The sequence below is a fragment of the Gluconobacter sp. P1C6_b genome (assembly GCF_018811945.1).
In the GTDB taxonomy this organism is placed as follows: domain Bacteria; phylum Pseudomonadota; class Alphaproteobacteria; order Acetobacterales; family Acetobacteraceae; genus Gluconobacter.
In genome coordinates, this window is the sequence record NZ_JACRVU010000008.1 from 12,563 (window position 1) to 27,758 (window position 15,196).

Consider the following 15,196-nt stretch of genomic DNA (forward strand, 5'->3'; position numbering starts at 1 on the left):
GGTTACCCGTTACAACCAAAAAAGGCCGGTCGGGAAATCCCGACCGGCCTTTTTCGTGGTTCGCGGAACGCGCTGACGGATCAGCGCTTCCACCAGCCGGCACGACGCTTCGTCGGCGCGACTTCATCGACGTTCACCGGCTGAAGGATATTCCCTTCCTCGGTGGTCTGGGCTTCGACGGGCTTGGCCTTCGGTGTACGACGGGCGCGGGTGCGCTTCGGCTTGACGGCTTCTTCGGAGACAGTCTCCGCGGGAGAGGCTGCGACTTCGGCGGTGGACTCAGCCGGAGCTTCAGCCTCGACGGCCTGAGCCTTCGGCGTCCGGCGCGTCCGGGTGCGACGCGGCTTGGGAGCCTCTTCGGCCACAGGCTCTTCCGGAGCCGGAGCGGCTTCTGCCGCCGAGGCTTCTTCCGCAACCGTCTCGGCCGGAGCTGCTTCCACCGCCTTGGCGCGGGCCGGACGACGTCCGCGAGCACGACGGGGCTTGGGGGCCTCCTCGGCCACCGGTTCTTCCACCACGATGGTCGTTTCAGCAGCCGGAACATGCTCGATCACGATTTCCGTGGGCGTGCTGATCCCGGTCTGAAGGGCTTCGGTCGTCCCTTCAAGTTCGGCCTGCTCGATCACATCGAAGATGTCGAAGCTGCCACCGAACGGATCGGCAGGCGTCGGACCCGTATAGCGACGCGGTGCCGGCCGCTCCTCGCGGTCTTCACGACGACGCGGGGTACGGGTCGGTGCAGGCGCGCTCGAACGGGTGGTTGCCGCAGGGCGCGTCGGAGCGACGTCACGGAGCTCGGACACGGGCTGTGCAGCCGTATCTTCAGACCCTTCGGTATCCTTGACGACGCGCTTGAAGCGGGTGCGGCGACGGCCCGGGATGATGCCGTTTTCGTCAGCAGCTTCGGGAGCAGCGATCTCGCGCGTTTCAGCCTTCGGGGCATCCTGCTCCTGGCTGTTTTCCGCTGCCGGAACGTCTCCGTTCTGTTCGCGACGGCCCCCACGACGGCGGCGACGACGACGACGGCGACCGCCGTTGCTTTCCTCTTCGCTCTCGGATGTGGCCACGTCCTCGATGATCTCGGCATCAACGACAGGCGTTTCCGTCCGCACGACGACAGGTGCTTCTTCCTCGATGATCTCGATCGTACGGACATGCTCCGGTGCGCGTTCCGGAGCACGGACCTGGGCGGGAGCCGGGGTCTGGGCCTGAAGGCGCTCGATGCGCATGTCAGCCGCAGCCAGGTTCTCTTCCGTACGGAAAATCACCTGCATGCGGTGATGGCGTTCGATATCCGCCAGCCAGGAGCGCTTGTGATTGAGGATGTAGAGCGCGATGTCCGAGCCCACATGGACCTCGATTTCGGATGAACGCTGGCGTGCGCCTTCCTCGTCAATGGCGCGCAGGACGTGCAGGGCCGAGCTTTCCGTTCCACGGATGAAGCCGGTACCCTGACAGTGCGGGCAAGGCGTCAGCACGGATTCCGCGATGGACGGACGAAGGCGCTGGCGGGACATTTCCAGCAGACCGAAATGGGAGATATGCCCGACCTGGATGCGTGCGCGATCGGAGCGCAGGGCTTCCTTGAGGCGTTTTTCCACCTGTCCGTTGTGGCGGCGGCTTTCCATGTCGATGAAATCGATCACGACCAGACCGGCCAGATCGCGCAGGCGCAGCTGACGGGCGACTTCCTCGGCGGCTTCGAGGTTCGTGCGCAGGGCCGTTTCCTCGATGTTGCGCTGCGAGGTGGACTTGCCGGAGTTCACGTCAATGGCGACGAGGGCTTCGGTCTGGTTGATGACCAGATAGCCACCCGACGGCAGACGGGCCGTCGGCGAGAACATCGCATCCAGATGGCCTTCGACATTGTAGCGCGCGAACAGGCTCTGGCCACGGTTCTGCCAGAGCTTCACCTTGTTGGCGTTGCTCGGCATCAGCAGGCGCATGAACTCACGTGCGCTCTTCCAGGCGGCTTCGCCATCCACGAGGATATCTTCGATGTCCTTGGAATACAGGTCACGGATGACGCGCTTGATGAGGCTTGCTTCCTCATAGACCAGCGTCGGCGCGACCGAGGAGAGGGCGTGGGAGCGGATGTCGTCCCAGAGCTGGAGCAGATATTCGCAGTCGCGCGTGACTTCCTGCGCCGGACGGCCGGCACCGGCGGTGCGGACGATCATTGCCATGGATTTCGGCAGGTCCAGTTCCGCGATAACGTCGCGCAGGCGGCGGCGGTCGGAATCGGACGTGATCTTGCGCGAGACGCCACCGCCACGCAGCGCGTTGGGCATCAGGACACAGTAGCGGCCGGCGAGGGAGATATAGGTGGTCAGGGCCGCGCCCTTGTTGCCACGCTCTTCCTTGACGACCTGCACCAGCAGCACCTGTCGGCGGCGGATAACTTCCTGGATCTTGTAGTTGCGCAGGAAACGGGCTGTGCGGCGCGACGATGCGCTTTCCTCGCCGGTATCGTGCTCGCCACCAACGGTTTCGGGCGCGCGGCGGTCCTGATTTTCGCCGTCCTCGCTATCCGTAGCCTCTTCGGAAACCGTTTCGGTCTCGCCATCATCGGCGGCGTCGCCGCGCTCGGCAATTTCCTCTTCCTGAAGCGCGATGAGCTTCTCGCGGTCTGCGACAGGGATCTGGAAATAGTCGGGGTGGATTTCGCTGAAGGCGAGGAAGCCGTGGCGATTGCCGCCATATTCGACGAAAGCGGCCTGAAGGCTCGGCTCTACACGAATGACCTTGGCAAGATAGATATTGCCCTTGAGCTGCTTCTTGGTCGATGTCTCGACGTCGTAATCTTCGACGCGGTCACCATCCATGACCACAACACGCGTTTCTTCCGCGTGTGTGGTGTCGATGAGCATACGCTTGGTCATGGAAAACTGAACTCCACGACGCTCCACAATGGCTGCCTTGGCCAGACGGAACGTCAGATTGTGTGGGGTGGAGGGAACGGCGCAGTCCGAACGCACAGCGGCGGGACACGTGGGGTCCCGTTCCGGTGAGGTTGCTGGCTGCGAGCACGTTGAGTGACATTCGTCCCCTGAACAGACGGCCGGTCCAGAGTCTGGAGCCGGATGAAAAACCTGATCCGGACGGGCGGCTGGCCTGTACCGGAATCCATAAGATCGCCAGTTCGATCCGGTCAGGACAGAATGCGGAGGGCTAGTCGCGCATCTGTCAAACGACGGGACGTCGTGGCGGGGACAGGAAAAGGCGGGAGCGGCACGGGAAAGGCGTGAGCCCGTGGCCGGTCGGACCGCACTTTACAGGTCCCTGTCACGCAGGATGACCGAAACAGCCTTCCGTGGCAAGCGCGGCGTTTTTCATTTGTCCGTGCGCTGTTTTCCGGACACTTCGTGCCATGTTCCTGACAGGGTTTTGTGCTGTATGATTGCCCCGTCATTCACCGCCGGACACTGGGAACAAGGGATGCTGACGCGACGCACACTGGTAAGTGGTCTTTCGGGGCTGCCGTTGCTGTCTCCCGTTGCAGCATTCGGACGCCATCCGCTGCATAAGAAACTGCCGGCCCCCGCCGTGCATCGAGGTGCCGCACCTCCGAAGCCGCTCGTCATGCTGGACCCGGGACATGGCGGAAAGGATCCCGGAGCGATCGGGATTTCCGGCACCTATGAAAAGCATATCGCGGAAGCCGCCGCCTCCGAACTGAGCCGTCAGCTTCTCTCGTCGGGGCAGTATCGTGTCGCCATGACGCGCTCCGAAGACCGGTTCATCCCGCTGGAAGGGCGCGTTGAACTGGCCCAGCGGCATCAGGCGCATCTTTTCATTTCCATGCATGCAGACGCCCTGCATGACAGGGATGTGCGCGGGGCGAGTGTCTATACGCTGTCCAGCGGAGCCTCGGATGCACAGACCGCCTCTCTTGCGCGGACGGAAAACAGTGCAGACCGCTTTGCCGGACCGGCCTTCCACGGCATGTCGCCCGACGTGCAGCAGATCCTGGCCAGTCTGGTCTCGGAAGAAACGCGTCGGGGTTCAGCGCATATGGCGGCAAGCGTTGTCAATTCGTTCCGCAACAGGATCGGCCTGCTGACCCATCCGTCACGCCATGCCGCGTTCGTGGTTCTGAAATCGTCCGAAATTCCGTCTGTTCTGGTGGAGATGGGATTCATGTCCAACCGGCTGGATGAAGCGGCACTGCGGCAGGCTGTGCATCGCACCCAGGTCGCTAGTGCGATGAAAACCGCCATAGACCGCTATTTTGCCACTCATGCCGGTGTCATGACGGGTTGATCCGCTCTGGGTGCAATGAAGACTTCATGGTCATGCGGGTTGCGCATGACGAAAGAATCGGTCATTTAAGGCAGCCATGACGTTTCTTTCGATCCTCTCGCTTCGACTTATCGGCCCCTGAACGCCTTTCCAAGGCGGACAGCGCTCCGTTGCGTTCAGGGGATAACAGACCGAAAACCATCCTGAACCAGACGAGACGATCACAATCATGAGCTTCCATCATCCGTCCTTCGGCACGATCGCCGACGACCGCGTCATCATTTTCGACACCACGCTGCGCGACGGCGAACAGTCCCCCGGCTTTTCGATGAACCTCGAAGAGAAGCTCCGTATGGCCCATGCGTTGAGCAACCTGGGTGTGGACGTGATCGAGGCCGGCTTTCCTGTGGCGTCCGAAGGCGATTTCGAGAGCGTGCGTCGCATTGCAGATGAAGTGCGCGGGTCGGTCATCTGTGGTCTGGCGCGCAGCGGTGGCAAGCGTGACATCGAATCCTGCGGTGAGGCGCTGAAGAAGGCTGAGCGTCCGCGTATTCACAACTTCATTTCCACATCGCCGCTGCACATGAAGTACAAGCTGCGGATGGAGCCGGAGACGGTTCTGGAAATCATCGCGTCGGGCAATCAGAAGGCACGTCAGTTCACGGATGACGTCGAATGGTCGGCCGAGGACGGCTCCCGCACCGATCCGGATTTCCTGTGCCGTTGCGTGGAAGTGGCGATCCGTAATGGCGCCAATACGATCAACATTCCCGATACGGTCGGCTTTGCCACGCCCGAAGAAATGCGCGCCATCTTCACCATGCTGCGTGAGCGCGTGCCGGGTGCGGATCAGGTGATCTTCTCGACGCATAACCACAACGATCTGGGTCTCGGCGTCGCCAATACGCTGGCCGCTGTCGAAGGCGGTGCACGTCAGATCGAATGCACCATCAACGGCATTGGCGAGCGCGCAGGCAATGCGGCGCTTGAAGAAATCGTCATGGCGCTGCGCACCCGTCATGACCAGTACGGCAAGACGACCGGTATCGAGACGACGAAGCTGCTGGGCATGTCCCGCATGCTGGCGACGATCACAGGCTTCGACGTCCAGCCGAACAAGGCCATCGTCGGCCGCAATGCGTTCGCGCATGAAAGTGGCATCCATCAGGACGGTATCCTGAAGAACGCTGCGACCTACGAGATCATGACGCCGGAAAGCGTGGGCTGGAACAAGACCTCGCTGGTCATGGGCAAGCATTCCGGCCGTGCGGCGTTCCGCGACAAGCTGGCGCAGCTCGGCTACCCGCCGCTGGAAGATGAGGCCCTGAACGCCGCGTTCGCGCGCTTCAAGGATCTGGCCGACAGCAAGAAGGTCGTGTTCGACGACGATATCCGTGCGCTTGTTGATGACGAGAGCCGCGACCATGAGCGCGTGCATCTGATCGCGCTGGAACTGGCTTCCGGGACGAAGCAGAAGGCCCGTGCCAAGCTCGAAATCAGCGTCGATGGTGCCATTCAGTACGCCGAAGTCAGCGGCAACGGTCCGGTCGATGCAGCCTTCCGTGCCATTGGTGAGGCATTCCCGCATACGGCTGAACTGGCTCTGTTCTCTGTGGCCAATGTCACCGAAGGCACGGATGCCCAGGCCCGCACGACGGTCCGTCTGCAGGAAAACGGCAAGCTCGTGGACGGGCAGGGCGCCGATGCTGATACGGTGGTGTCCGCCGTCCGCGCTTATATCCATGCGCTGAACAAGCTGCTGACCAAGCGTGAGCGGACGGAGCCGGAAGCGCTGTCCTGATCCACAGGGACAGGGTGCTTTCACGAAACAGGCATGCGGGGAGACCTGCATGCCTGTTTTTTTTGACATGCACATAAAAAACTATATAAAATAGTTTATCTAAGAAGTAGACAAACATAACACGATCGGTATGGTTCCGTTATCTGTGGAATAAGGGACCGTCATGCCGCATTCATGGCTTTATACGCTTTCAGGACTGCTGGTTGGTTTTCTGGTGGGAATGACCGGTGTGGGCGGCGGCTCCCTGATGACACCGCTGCTGATCCTGCTTTTTGGTGTCAAACCGCAGTCGGCTGTAGGGACGGATCTTCTCTATGCCGCCATCACCAAGATCTTCGGCACTGCCCTGAACCGCCATCATGGTGTTGTACGCTGGAGAATTGTTATTCTTCAGATGGCCGGCAGCCTTCCCGCAGGCCTCCTGTGCCTGATTTTCCTGCGCCACTTCGGCCCGAGTCCGTTTGTCTCGAAGCTGATTACCGAAGTCCTGGGCGTGGCGCTCCTGCTGACGGTTCCCGCCATCCTGTTCAAGCCCTGGCTGCAGAAATGGTCCATCGGTGCGGGAACGCTGCGCCCGCAGACCGTTGATGCGCTGACGGTTTTTCTGGGTGTCGTGCTGGGCACGCTGGTGACGCTGTCATCGGTGGGAGCAGGGGCCATCGGAATGGCGGCTCTGACGGTGCTTTATCCACGGGTCAGTACCCGGGAGCTCGTGGCGACAGATATCGCCCATGCTGTTCCGCTGGCGCTTCTGGCCGGTGGTGGCCACTGGCTTCAGGGCGCGGTTGATACCGTTGTGCTGGTGGAACTGCTCATGGGGTCCATTCCAGGCATCCTGCTCGGGACACTGCTGGCTGGGCGCCTGCCGGAGGATGCGCAGAGATGGTTTCTGGGCATCCTCCTGGCGATCATCGGTCTGAGAATGATCTGAGACCGATGATTTCGGACGTCAGGTTTCAGTAACCGTAACCGCCCTGATAGTTCTGGGCCGGCTGCTGCTGATAGCCACCCTGCTGTGAGTATCCGCTGTTGGCCGGATACTGGCAGTTCGTGTTGGGCGGGCACTGATACTGGGGCTGCTGGCAGGTGGTGCCTGGAGGGCACTGGTACTGCGGTTGCATGTACTGGCCCTGCTGCTGTGGATAGGCACCCTGCTGGCCGTTGTAATAACCCTGCTGCTGGCCATTGGCATAGCCGCTCTGATAGCCGGGGCGGTTGGGCGTGGTGATCGCACCTGCGCCGGCACCCAGAACGCCGCCAGCCAGCGCGCCGATCGCAGCACCCCGGCCACCGCCTGCGAGAGCGCCGATCGCAGCGCCTGTTCCGCCGCCCAGAAGGCCGCCTCCCAGTGCGCGCGAGCCAGGATCATAGTTCCCCTGACATCCACCCAGAGCCATGACTGTGGCGAATGCTCCGACCAGCGCCGTACCGCGCAGGGCAGAGTGGGAAAAAGCGGTCCTCATAGTCCGAATCCTTGATCGTCTTTAACGGAAGCGAGCGCTGCTTATAGCTCAATATCCGTTGCGTGGGCGGTTGGGCGTTGTCGCTGCACCAACTGCCGCACCTGTGCCTGCTCCGGCAAGGGCTCCGATGGCCGCGCCCGTTCCGCCGCCGGCCAGCGCGCCGATGGCTGCGCCGCCGCCGCCGCCGATCAGGGCGCCTGATCCGGCGCGTGCGCCACTGTCATAGGGGCTGCCGCAACCCGTGAGCGCGACGCCGCAAAGAGCCAGAGCTGCAAGAAAGCGGGGTGTTGTGAAGGTCTTCATGGCAAAACATCCTGTTTGGCGTTCCGCTCCGTAGCCCGATGGCCGGCGCGGCGGAACGGTTTCGCGGATCTAGACACACAGAACGTGACAGAAGGGTGGCAGGATCGGGGCGCACGATTATTTTTTTCGATGTCCCCGGATGGGATCTGTACGATCCATTAAGATCGGGCGCATTATATTGCGTCCTCGGGCCTTGCTGAACCTGCGTCGTCTGGTTAAGTCCACCCGCGGGGAACCGCCCCGCAATCACGATCCGCCATCTGTCCCCCGCACAGAGCCGCGCCAGGAGTTTTGGATGTTTTCTCGTCTGCTGGGTCTCATGTCTGCCGACATGGCCATCGACCTCGGCACTGCCAACACGCTCGTTTATGTCAAGGGTCGCGGTATTGTTCTCGACGAACCCTCCGTTGTGGCGATTGCCGAGGTGCGGGGCAAGAAACAGGTTCTTGCAGTTGGTAACGAAGCCAAACAGATGGTGGGCCGCACACCGGGAAACATCACGGCCATCCGTCCGCTGCGCGATGGTGTGATCGCAGACTTCGAAGTCGCGGAAGAAATGATCAAGCATTTCATCCGCAAGGTTCACAACCGTCGCGCCTTCGCCAGCCCGCAGATCATCATCTGCGTACCCTCCGGCGCCACGGCCGTCGAACGCCGTGCGATCCAGGAAAGTGCCGAGAGCGCGGGCGCGCGCAAGGTCATGCTGATCGAGGAGCCCATGGCGGCAGCCATCGGCGCGGGTCTTCCGGTCACGGAACCTTCGGGCAGCATGATCGTGGATATCGGCGGCGGCACGACGGAAGTGGCCGTCATTTCGCTTGGCGGCATCGTCTATGCGCGCTCGGCCCGCGTGGGCGGGGACAAGATGGACGAAGCCATCATCTCCTATATCCGCAAGACCTATAACCTTCTGGTCGGCGAAAGCTCGGCAGAGCGTATCAAGATCGAACTCGGCTCGGCCATGATGCCGGATGATCCCGCCAACCCCGACGGTCCGCTGACGGAAATCAAGGGCCGTGACCTCATCAACGGCGTGCCGCGTGAAGTGATCGTCAGCCAGGCCCAGATCGCCGAGAGCCTCGCCGAGCCTGTCATGCAGATCGTCGATGCCGTGACGACCGCGCTTGAGAACACGCCACCCGAACTGGCTGCCGACATCGTGGACAAGGGCATCGTTCTGTCCGGTGGCGGTGCGCTGCTGTATCGTCTGGACGAGGTGCTGCGTCTGTATACGGGTCTGCCCGTGACGGTCGCGGAAAACGCCCTGTCCTGTGTGGCGCTCGGAACGGGACGGGCGCTTGAGGAAATGCGTCGTCTGCGCAGTGTTCTGAGCAGCATGTACTGAGGACTTGGCTAACGCCGGATGCTGTCCATCCATGCCCGGCAGGTGCTTGCAAAGGCCGTCCTGCCTATCCTGATCCTGCTGGCGGTCGGGCTTGTCCTTCTCGGACTGGTCCGTCGTCCGGCCGTTGACGGGGTGCGTCTGATGGCGACGGATTTCATGGCGCCAGCCTATCATGGTCTGGTCTGGCCGCAGGAGCGGGTAAAGGTCTGGCTGACGGATCTGCGCGGTGCGACGGATCTGGCAAAGGAAAATGCCCGTCTGCGGGACGAAAACCGTGCGCTCCGCCACTGGTATGATGTTGCCGTGGCGCTCGCGGCGGAAAATGGCCGCCTCAAGAAAAGCCTGCACTGGATCCCCGAGACGGTGCCCCAGTATGTGACCGGCCGGGTAACGCGCGACGATGGCGGCCCCTATTCCCGTGCCGTTCTGCTGGACGTGGGCAGCGGGCATGATGTCCGGATCGGGGATGTCGCGCTGGATGCCGCCGGGTTGCTGGGGCGTGTCACGGAAGTCGGGCCCCATACGGTCCGCGTCCTGATGATCAATGACGATGCGAGCCGTATTCCCGTTACGCTCGGAAGCTCGCATGGCGATGCGATCATGGCCGGAGATGATACGGCATCGCCCCGCCTGATTTTCTATCCGCAGGACCATCATCCCGTTGAAGGCGAGCGCGTGGAAACCCGCGGCCAGAGCACGATGCCGGCTGGCCTGCCGGTGGGTACGGTGCATTACAGTGCGCCCAACCGGCCGGTTGTGGTGCCGGATGCGGATCTGGACCGGCTGGATATCGTCCGCGTGTTCGATTACGGCGATGACGACTCGCAGGCCCCCGACGCGCCCGGACGCGTGCGCGTGAAAAAGCTGCCCCAGAACCCGCTGACCGGCCCGCTGCCGTTCTCATGGCTGCCCAACCTGCCGGACATGCCGGGCCGGGGAGGGCAGTAAGCGTCATGGTTGCCGAGAACTCCACGCCGCATCTGCATTCCGCCGTCGAGCCCAAACAGACCTTCCGCCGCGCGCTCGACATGGCGGCGCGGGCGGCCATGCCGTCCCTGTTCATCGTGTTTTCCGCGATCCTGCTGTCCGCGCCATTCGGTATTCCCGGACAGGCGCAGCTTCAGTTCGGGATTGCGATGTGTACGGTCTGGTTCTGGGCCTACAGCCGTCCGCGCTCCATGCCGGCGCTGGCGGTTTTCCTGTGCGGGCTGGTGGTCGAGATCTTCAGCTTCGGACCGCCGGGAACCGTGCTGCTGTCCCTTCTGGTGATCTACGGTGTGGCGCATCACTGGCGCTATGGCCTGTCCCGTCTGGGCTTCATCGCGGGCTGGCTGATCTTCAGCGTTTTTGCCGCTCTCGCTTCCTTTTTTCAGTGGGCGCTCGTGTGCCTGCATGCCGTGGCACTTCTTTCTCCTGCACCCGGCCTCTTTCAGGCAGCGCTGACAATCGGTATCTATCCCAGCCTGACCGCGCTGTTTGTCTGGGGACGCCGCACATTTGCCAATCCCGATCAGGCCTGACAGCGTCTTTCGTGTTCCGCAGGCCCTGTGCCGCGCGGATAGCCGCTTTCTTTTCCGGATCCTGAATTCCCACCCTGATGTTTTCCCGAAACAACCCTTTCCGGTCACGGATACGCCAGAAGCGCCAGGCTGAGCCTGTGCGGTCGGGGCGTGGCGTCTTTACGCGCCGGGCGCTGCTGGTCATGGCCGTGCAGGCCGGGGTTCTGGGAGTGCTGGGGCGACGGCTCTACACTTTGCAGGTCGTGGATGGTGGCCATCTGCGCCAGCTTGCCGAGCGTAACCGGACGAGCAAACGCCTGCTCGCTCCGGTGCGGGGCACGATCCATGACCGTTTCGGTGTGGCGCTGGCAGACAACAAGGTGAGCTGGCGCGCGCTTCTGATGCCCGAAGAGACGACGGATATTCCGGCCGTGATCGAGCGCTTTTCCCAGATCGTTCCACTGGACGAGCATGACCGTGCCCGGATCGAGCGCGACCTGCGCCATGTCCATAAATACGTTCCCGTCACGCTGCATGAGTTCCTGTCCTGGGACGACATGGCGCGCATCGAACTCAATGCGCCGTCCCTGCCGGGCGTTCTGGTCGATGTCGGATCGACGCGGCTTTATCCGTTCAGGGATCTAACAGCCCATATCGTGGGCTATGTCGCGCCTCCCAATGAAGAGGACGTAGCGAAGGACACGACGCTTTCGCTGCCGGGCATGCGCGTCGGGCGTGCCGGGATTGAGCAGACGCAGGAAGCCGTTCTGCGCGGTGAGCCGGGCTCTGTGGAGATGGAAGTCAACGCGGTCGGGCGTGTCATTGGCGAGATCGATCGGGTGGAAGGCCAGCAGGGCGAGGATGTCCGTCTGACGCTGGATTCCGTGCTTCAGCAGCAGGTTCTCAGCCGCCTTGAGGATCGTGTCGCCAGTGCGGTGGTCATGGACTGCCGCAATGGCGAGGTGATGGCGATGGTCAGCACGCCGTCCTTTGATCCGTCGCTGTTTGACTCCGGTGTCAGCCACGCGCAGTGGAACGAGTGGGCGAATGACCCGCGTACGCCGCTGGTGGACAAGGCGGTGTCCGGTCTCTATCCGCCCGGTTCGACCTTCAAGCCCGCCGTGGCCCTTGCCGCCCTGAAATCCGGTTCCGTTACGGCGCAGGACCGTTTCAACTGTCCGGGATATTATGACCTCGGTGGGGTGCGCTTTCACTGCTGGAACCGCTGGGGGCATGGCCTCATCAACATGCGCGAAGGTCTGAAATATTCCTGCGACGTCTATTTCTATGAAGTGGCGCGCCGGTGCGGCATGGACCCGATCCAGGCGGTGGGCAATGCGATGGGGCTTGGTGTCAAGCTGGGGATCGAGCTGCCGCATGTCCGCTCCGGGGTCATTCCCACGCCGGAATGGCGGCAGAAGCATGGTTTCCACTGGAACGGTGGTGACACGGTCAATGCCGGCATCGGGCAGGGCTTCGTGCAGGTAACGCCTTTGGCGCTGGCCACGTATGTCTCGCGCATTGCCTCGGGCCGGGATGTGCAGCCGCATCTGTTGCGGGCGACCAATGACCAGATGTCCGCGATGGCTTCCGTGGACGATGTGGCAAAGGTCGATCTGCCGCCAGAGTATCTGGACGTGGTGCGCGGCGGGATGTTCGCGGTCGTCAATGACCCGCACGGCACGGCACCCAAGGCACGGCTGGATCTCCCGGGTATCCAGATGGCGGGCAAGACAGGCTCCGCACAGGTGCGGCGCGTGTCGCGGGCCCTGCGTGAATCCGGGCATTTCAACTCGATGAATCTGCCATGGGAATACCGTCCCCACGCGCTGTTCATCTGTTTTGCGCCTTACGATAATCCGAAATACGCGGTTTCGGTCGTGGTGGAGCACGGTAACGCGGGTGCGGATGAGGCTGCCCCTCTGGCCAAACTCATCATGACCGACACCCTGCTGCGCGATCCCGCCAGTGACGTGCGTCCGCTGGCGCCGAGCGTTGCGCAAACACCGTCACCGGTCGCAGACGGAACGGCGCCTGCACCGACAGCTCCTGTACTGTCAGCTCCTGCTCCGGCCGCCCCTCCGGAACAGACGGATCCGGGAGCAGCGCAATGAGACGGAACGGCATGAATACGTTCGGCTTTCTCAAATCCGACCGGCGGCTCCTGCGGGCCGAACCCGATTTTCGCCCGATGGCACGCCTGCTTCAGGTCAACTGGTTTTATGTGCTGCTGGTCTGTGTGCTGGCCGGCGTGGGTTATATCGCGCTTTATTCGGCCGGTGGCGGGTCTGCCAAGCCGTTTGCCGGGCCGCAGATGGTGCGGTTCGGCTTCGGGCTGGTGATGATGATCGCTGTCTCGCTCGTCAGTCCGCGCATTCTGCGCATGGCGTCCGTGCCAATCTACCTGCTTTCCGTCACGTTGCTCGCGCTTGTGCTGCGGATGGGACATGTGGGGAAGGGGGCGGAACGCTGGATCAATCTGGCGGGCATGCAGTTCCAGCCGTCCGAATTCGCCAAGATCGGCCTCGTCCTGATGCTGGCAACCTGGTTCCACCGCATCGGCAATGAGCGGATGGGCAATCCGCTGCGTCTGATCCCGCCAGCACTGCTGACGCTGCTGCCTGTCCTGCTGGTGCTCAAGGAGCCTAATCTCGGAACTGCCACCATCATCGGCGTCATCGGTGCGACGATGTTCTTCGCAGCCGGAATGCGGCTGTGGCAGATCCTGCTGCTCGTGGCGCCGCTGCCGTTCATGGGCAAGCTGATCTACAGCCATCTGCACGACTACCAGAAGGCCCGGATCGACACCTTCCTGCATCCCGAACACGACCCGCTAGGTGCAGGTTACAACATCATCCAGTCCAAGATCGCGCTCGGATCAGGCGGCATGTGGGGCGAGGGATACCTGCATGGCAGTCAGGGCCAGCTGAACTTCCTGCCGGAAAAGCAGACAGACTTCATCTTCACCATGATCGGTGAGGAATGGGGTTTTGTCGGCGGGATCGCCGTCATCACCCTGCTCGGAACGCTCGTCATGGGCGGCATGCTCATTGCGATCCGCAGCCGCAACCAGTTCGGGCGGCTGCTGGGTCTGGGCATTGCGATGGATTTCTTTCTGTACTGCGCCGTGAACCTGTCTATGGTCATGGGCGCCATCCCGGTCGGTGGCGTGCCATTGCCGCTGATTTCCTACGGTGGTTCGGCCATGCTGACGATGATGTTCGGCTTCGGCCTGCTCATGTCTGCCTGGGTCCATCGCAACGAGCGTGACCCTGGTGAGGATGAAGACGAAGACGACTGATCTTTCAGAGTTCCAGAAGAACCTTGGACGAGCTTTTCCGGTCCAGAGAGGCGTCAAAAGCGGCTTTATACTGAGTTAGCGGAAAGCTGTGGGTGACGAGACCATCCGCAATCCACGGATTGTCCGCCAGGATCTTGAGCGCCTCCGCGAACTCTTCATCGAAGCGGAATGTTCCCCGATAGTCGATTTCCCGTGCAATAATCTGTCCCAGGGGGGTGGGCACATCCCCCGGTGGAAAAATCCCCACCTGTACAAGGATTCCGCCTTTCTGCGTGCGCGCGATGGCTATGGGAAGGGCAGGAATGACACCCGTCGCTTCAAAGACGATGTCATATTCCGTGTCATGAGTGGCACGAGCCGTGTTGATGGTCGTGGTCGCACCCAGCTTGCGCGCAACATCCAGCGCAAAGTCCTGAAGATCGGTCGCGACGATTTCTGAAGCGCCAGCCACTTTCAGTCCGGCGACGATCAGGGCACCAATTGGGCCCGCGCCCTGGACCAGGATGCGTTTGTCTTTGACGTCGCCCGCGCGGGTAATGGCATGCAGCGCCACGGAGAAAGGTTCGGCGAGGCTGGCGCGCTTCACGTCCAGCCCAGATGGCAGCGGATAAAGCTGGGATGCTTCGACGACCATGTCCCGCCGGAAACCGCCATTCGTATGAGGAAGAAACGCTGCGCTGCCAAAAAAGCGCATGTTCCGGCAGAGATGTTTCGCACCGCGCTCGCATTCCGGGCAGTGTCCACAGGGTCGGGCGGGATGAATGGCGACAGCATCCCCAATCCGGAAGCGCGTTTCGTCCGGGCCAACAGCTTCCACGATTCCGGAAACCTCGTGGCCCAGAATCATCGGCTCACGCAAAACGGAAGCCCCCACGCCGCCATGCAGGAAATAATGCATGTCTGATCCGCAGATGCCGCCCCAGGCGGGGCGCACCAGAACCTGCCCCGCTTTGAGTGGCGGAACGGAAACGGTCTCCAACCGCAGATCGCCCTTTTCATGAATCACCAGAGCTTCAGTCGTCTGAGGAGTGGAAATGCCGACCATGGCTGTGCCTCTTTCATCTGCGCAACGTAGGAAGAGATGTTCAGATATGAACCATCTTGTGCGCTAAAGGCAGTCACGTTTGGGAGACATGGAGGGCTTTCTGGAGAGTGTCCGCATCCAGTTTGCTGGGGGGAGGACGCTCTCTATTCCATCGTGGGAAGCGTGGTGCCGGATCCGGCCCACCACGCTCCCATGGC

At 62.0% G+C, this 15,196-nt stretch carries 12 protein-coding genes; 8 read left to right on the forward strand and 4 right to left on the reverse strand.

Annotated elements, in window-relative coordinates; translation table 11 throughout:
- Nucleotides 1-80: 80 nt before the first annotated feature.
- Nucleotides 81-2,882, reverse strand: a complete 2,802-nt coding sequence (locus KP701_RS07500; RefSeq protein WP_215746584.1) for an Rne/Rng family ribonuclease — start codon at nt 2,880-2,882, stop codon at nt 81-83.
- Nucleotides 2,883-3,438: 556 nt separating this feature from the next.
- On the opposite strand from KP701_RS07500, the gene KP701_RS07505 reads away from it, so the two are divergent.
- The 3 genes from KP701_RS07505 (at nt 3,439) to KP701_RS07515 (ending at nt 6,974) form a co-directional block, all read left to right on the forward strand.
- Nucleotides 3,439-4,263, forward strand: a complete 825-nt coding sequence (locus KP701_RS07505; protein ID WP_215746586.1) for an N-acetylmuramoyl-L-alanine amidase — start codon at nt 3,439-3,441, stop codon at nt 4,261-4,263.
- Nucleotides 4,264-4,471: 208 nt separating this feature from the next.
- Nucleotides 4,472-6,043 (forward strand): 2-isopropylmalate synthase, encoded by a 1,572-nt coding sequence (locus tag KP701_RS07510; protein WP_215746588.1) that lies wholly within the window; start codon nt 4,472-4,474, stop codon nt 6,041-6,043.
- A 163-nt stretch (nt 6,044-6,206) separates the two neighbouring features.
- Nucleotides 6,207-6,974 carry a sulfite exporter TauE/SafE family protein gene (locus KP701_RS07515; protein ID WP_215746589.1) on the forward strand — a complete coding sequence of 256 codons (768 nt, stop codon included), beginning with the start codon at nt 6,207-6,209 and terminating at the stop codon, nt 6,972-6,974.
- A 25-nt stretch (nt 6,975-6,999) separates the two neighbouring features.
- Here the strand turns inward: KP701_RS07515 and KP701_RS07520 are convergent, their stop codons facing one another.
- Both KP701_RS07520 and KP701_RS07525 read right to left on the reverse strand, forming a co-directional pair.
- Nucleotides 7,000-7,506: a hypothetical protein gene (locus KP701_RS07520; protein WP_041112021.1), complete on the reverse strand. Its 507-nt coding sequence runs from the start codon at nt 7,504-7,506 to the stop codon at nt 7,000-7,002.
- A gap of 48 nt (nt 7,507-7,554) precedes the next feature.
- Complete coding sequence (locus KP701_RS07525) at nt 7,555-7,809, reverse strand: hypothetical protein (protein WP_041112022.1); 255 nt, start codon at nt 7,807-7,809, stop codon at nt 7,555-7,557.
- A gap of 295 nt (nt 7,810-8,104) precedes the next feature.
- On the opposite strand from KP701_RS07525, the gene KP701_RS07530 reads away from it, so the two are divergent.
- From KP701_RS07530 to rodA, 5 genes are all read left to right on the forward strand, one after another.
- Nucleotides 8,105-9,154 carry a rod shape-determining protein gene (locus tag KP701_RS07530; RefSeq protein ID WP_011253257.1) on the forward strand — a complete coding sequence of 350 codons (1,050 nt, stop codon included), beginning with the start codon at nt 8,105-8,107 and terminating at the stop codon, nt 9,152-9,154.
- 18 nt (nt 9,155-9,172) lie between these two features.
- Complete coding sequence (gene mreC / locus KP701_RS07535) at nt 9,173-10,102, forward strand: rod shape-determining protein MreC (RefSeq protein ID WP_041112023.1); 930 nt, start codon at nt 9,173-9,175, stop codon at nt 10,100-10,102.
- A 5-nt stretch (nt 10,103-10,107) separates the two neighbouring features.
- Nucleotides 10,108-10,674, forward strand: coding sequence for a hypothetical protein (locus KP701_RS07540; protein WP_011253259.1), 567 nt, complete (start codon nt 10,108-10,110; stop codon nt 10,672-10,674).
- A 77-nt stretch (nt 10,675-10,751) separates the two neighbouring features.
- Nucleotides 10,752-12,767 (forward strand): penicillin-binding protein 2, encoded by a 2,016-nt coding sequence (gene mrdA / locus KP701_RS07545; protein WP_215746590.1) that lies wholly within the window; start codon nt 10,752-10,754, stop codon nt 12,765-12,767.
- Between the two features lie 11 nt (nt 12,768-12,778).
- Entirely contained in the window at nt 12,779-13,954 is a 1,176-nt protein-coding gene (gene rodA, locus KP701_RS07550) for a rod shape-determining protein RodA (RefSeq protein ID WP_371818920.1), read from the forward strand.
- 4 nt (nt 13,955-13,958) lie between these two features.
- Here rodA and KP701_RS07555 read toward each other — a convergent pair whose 3' ends face one another.
- On the reverse strand, nt 13,959-14,999 hold the full coding sequence (locus KP701_RS07555; RefSeq protein ID WP_215746592.1) for an L-idonate 5-dehydrogenase: 1,041 nt from the start codon (nt 14,997-14,999) through the stop codon (nt 13,959-13,961).
- Nucleotides 15,000-15,196: the final 197 nt, after the last annotated feature.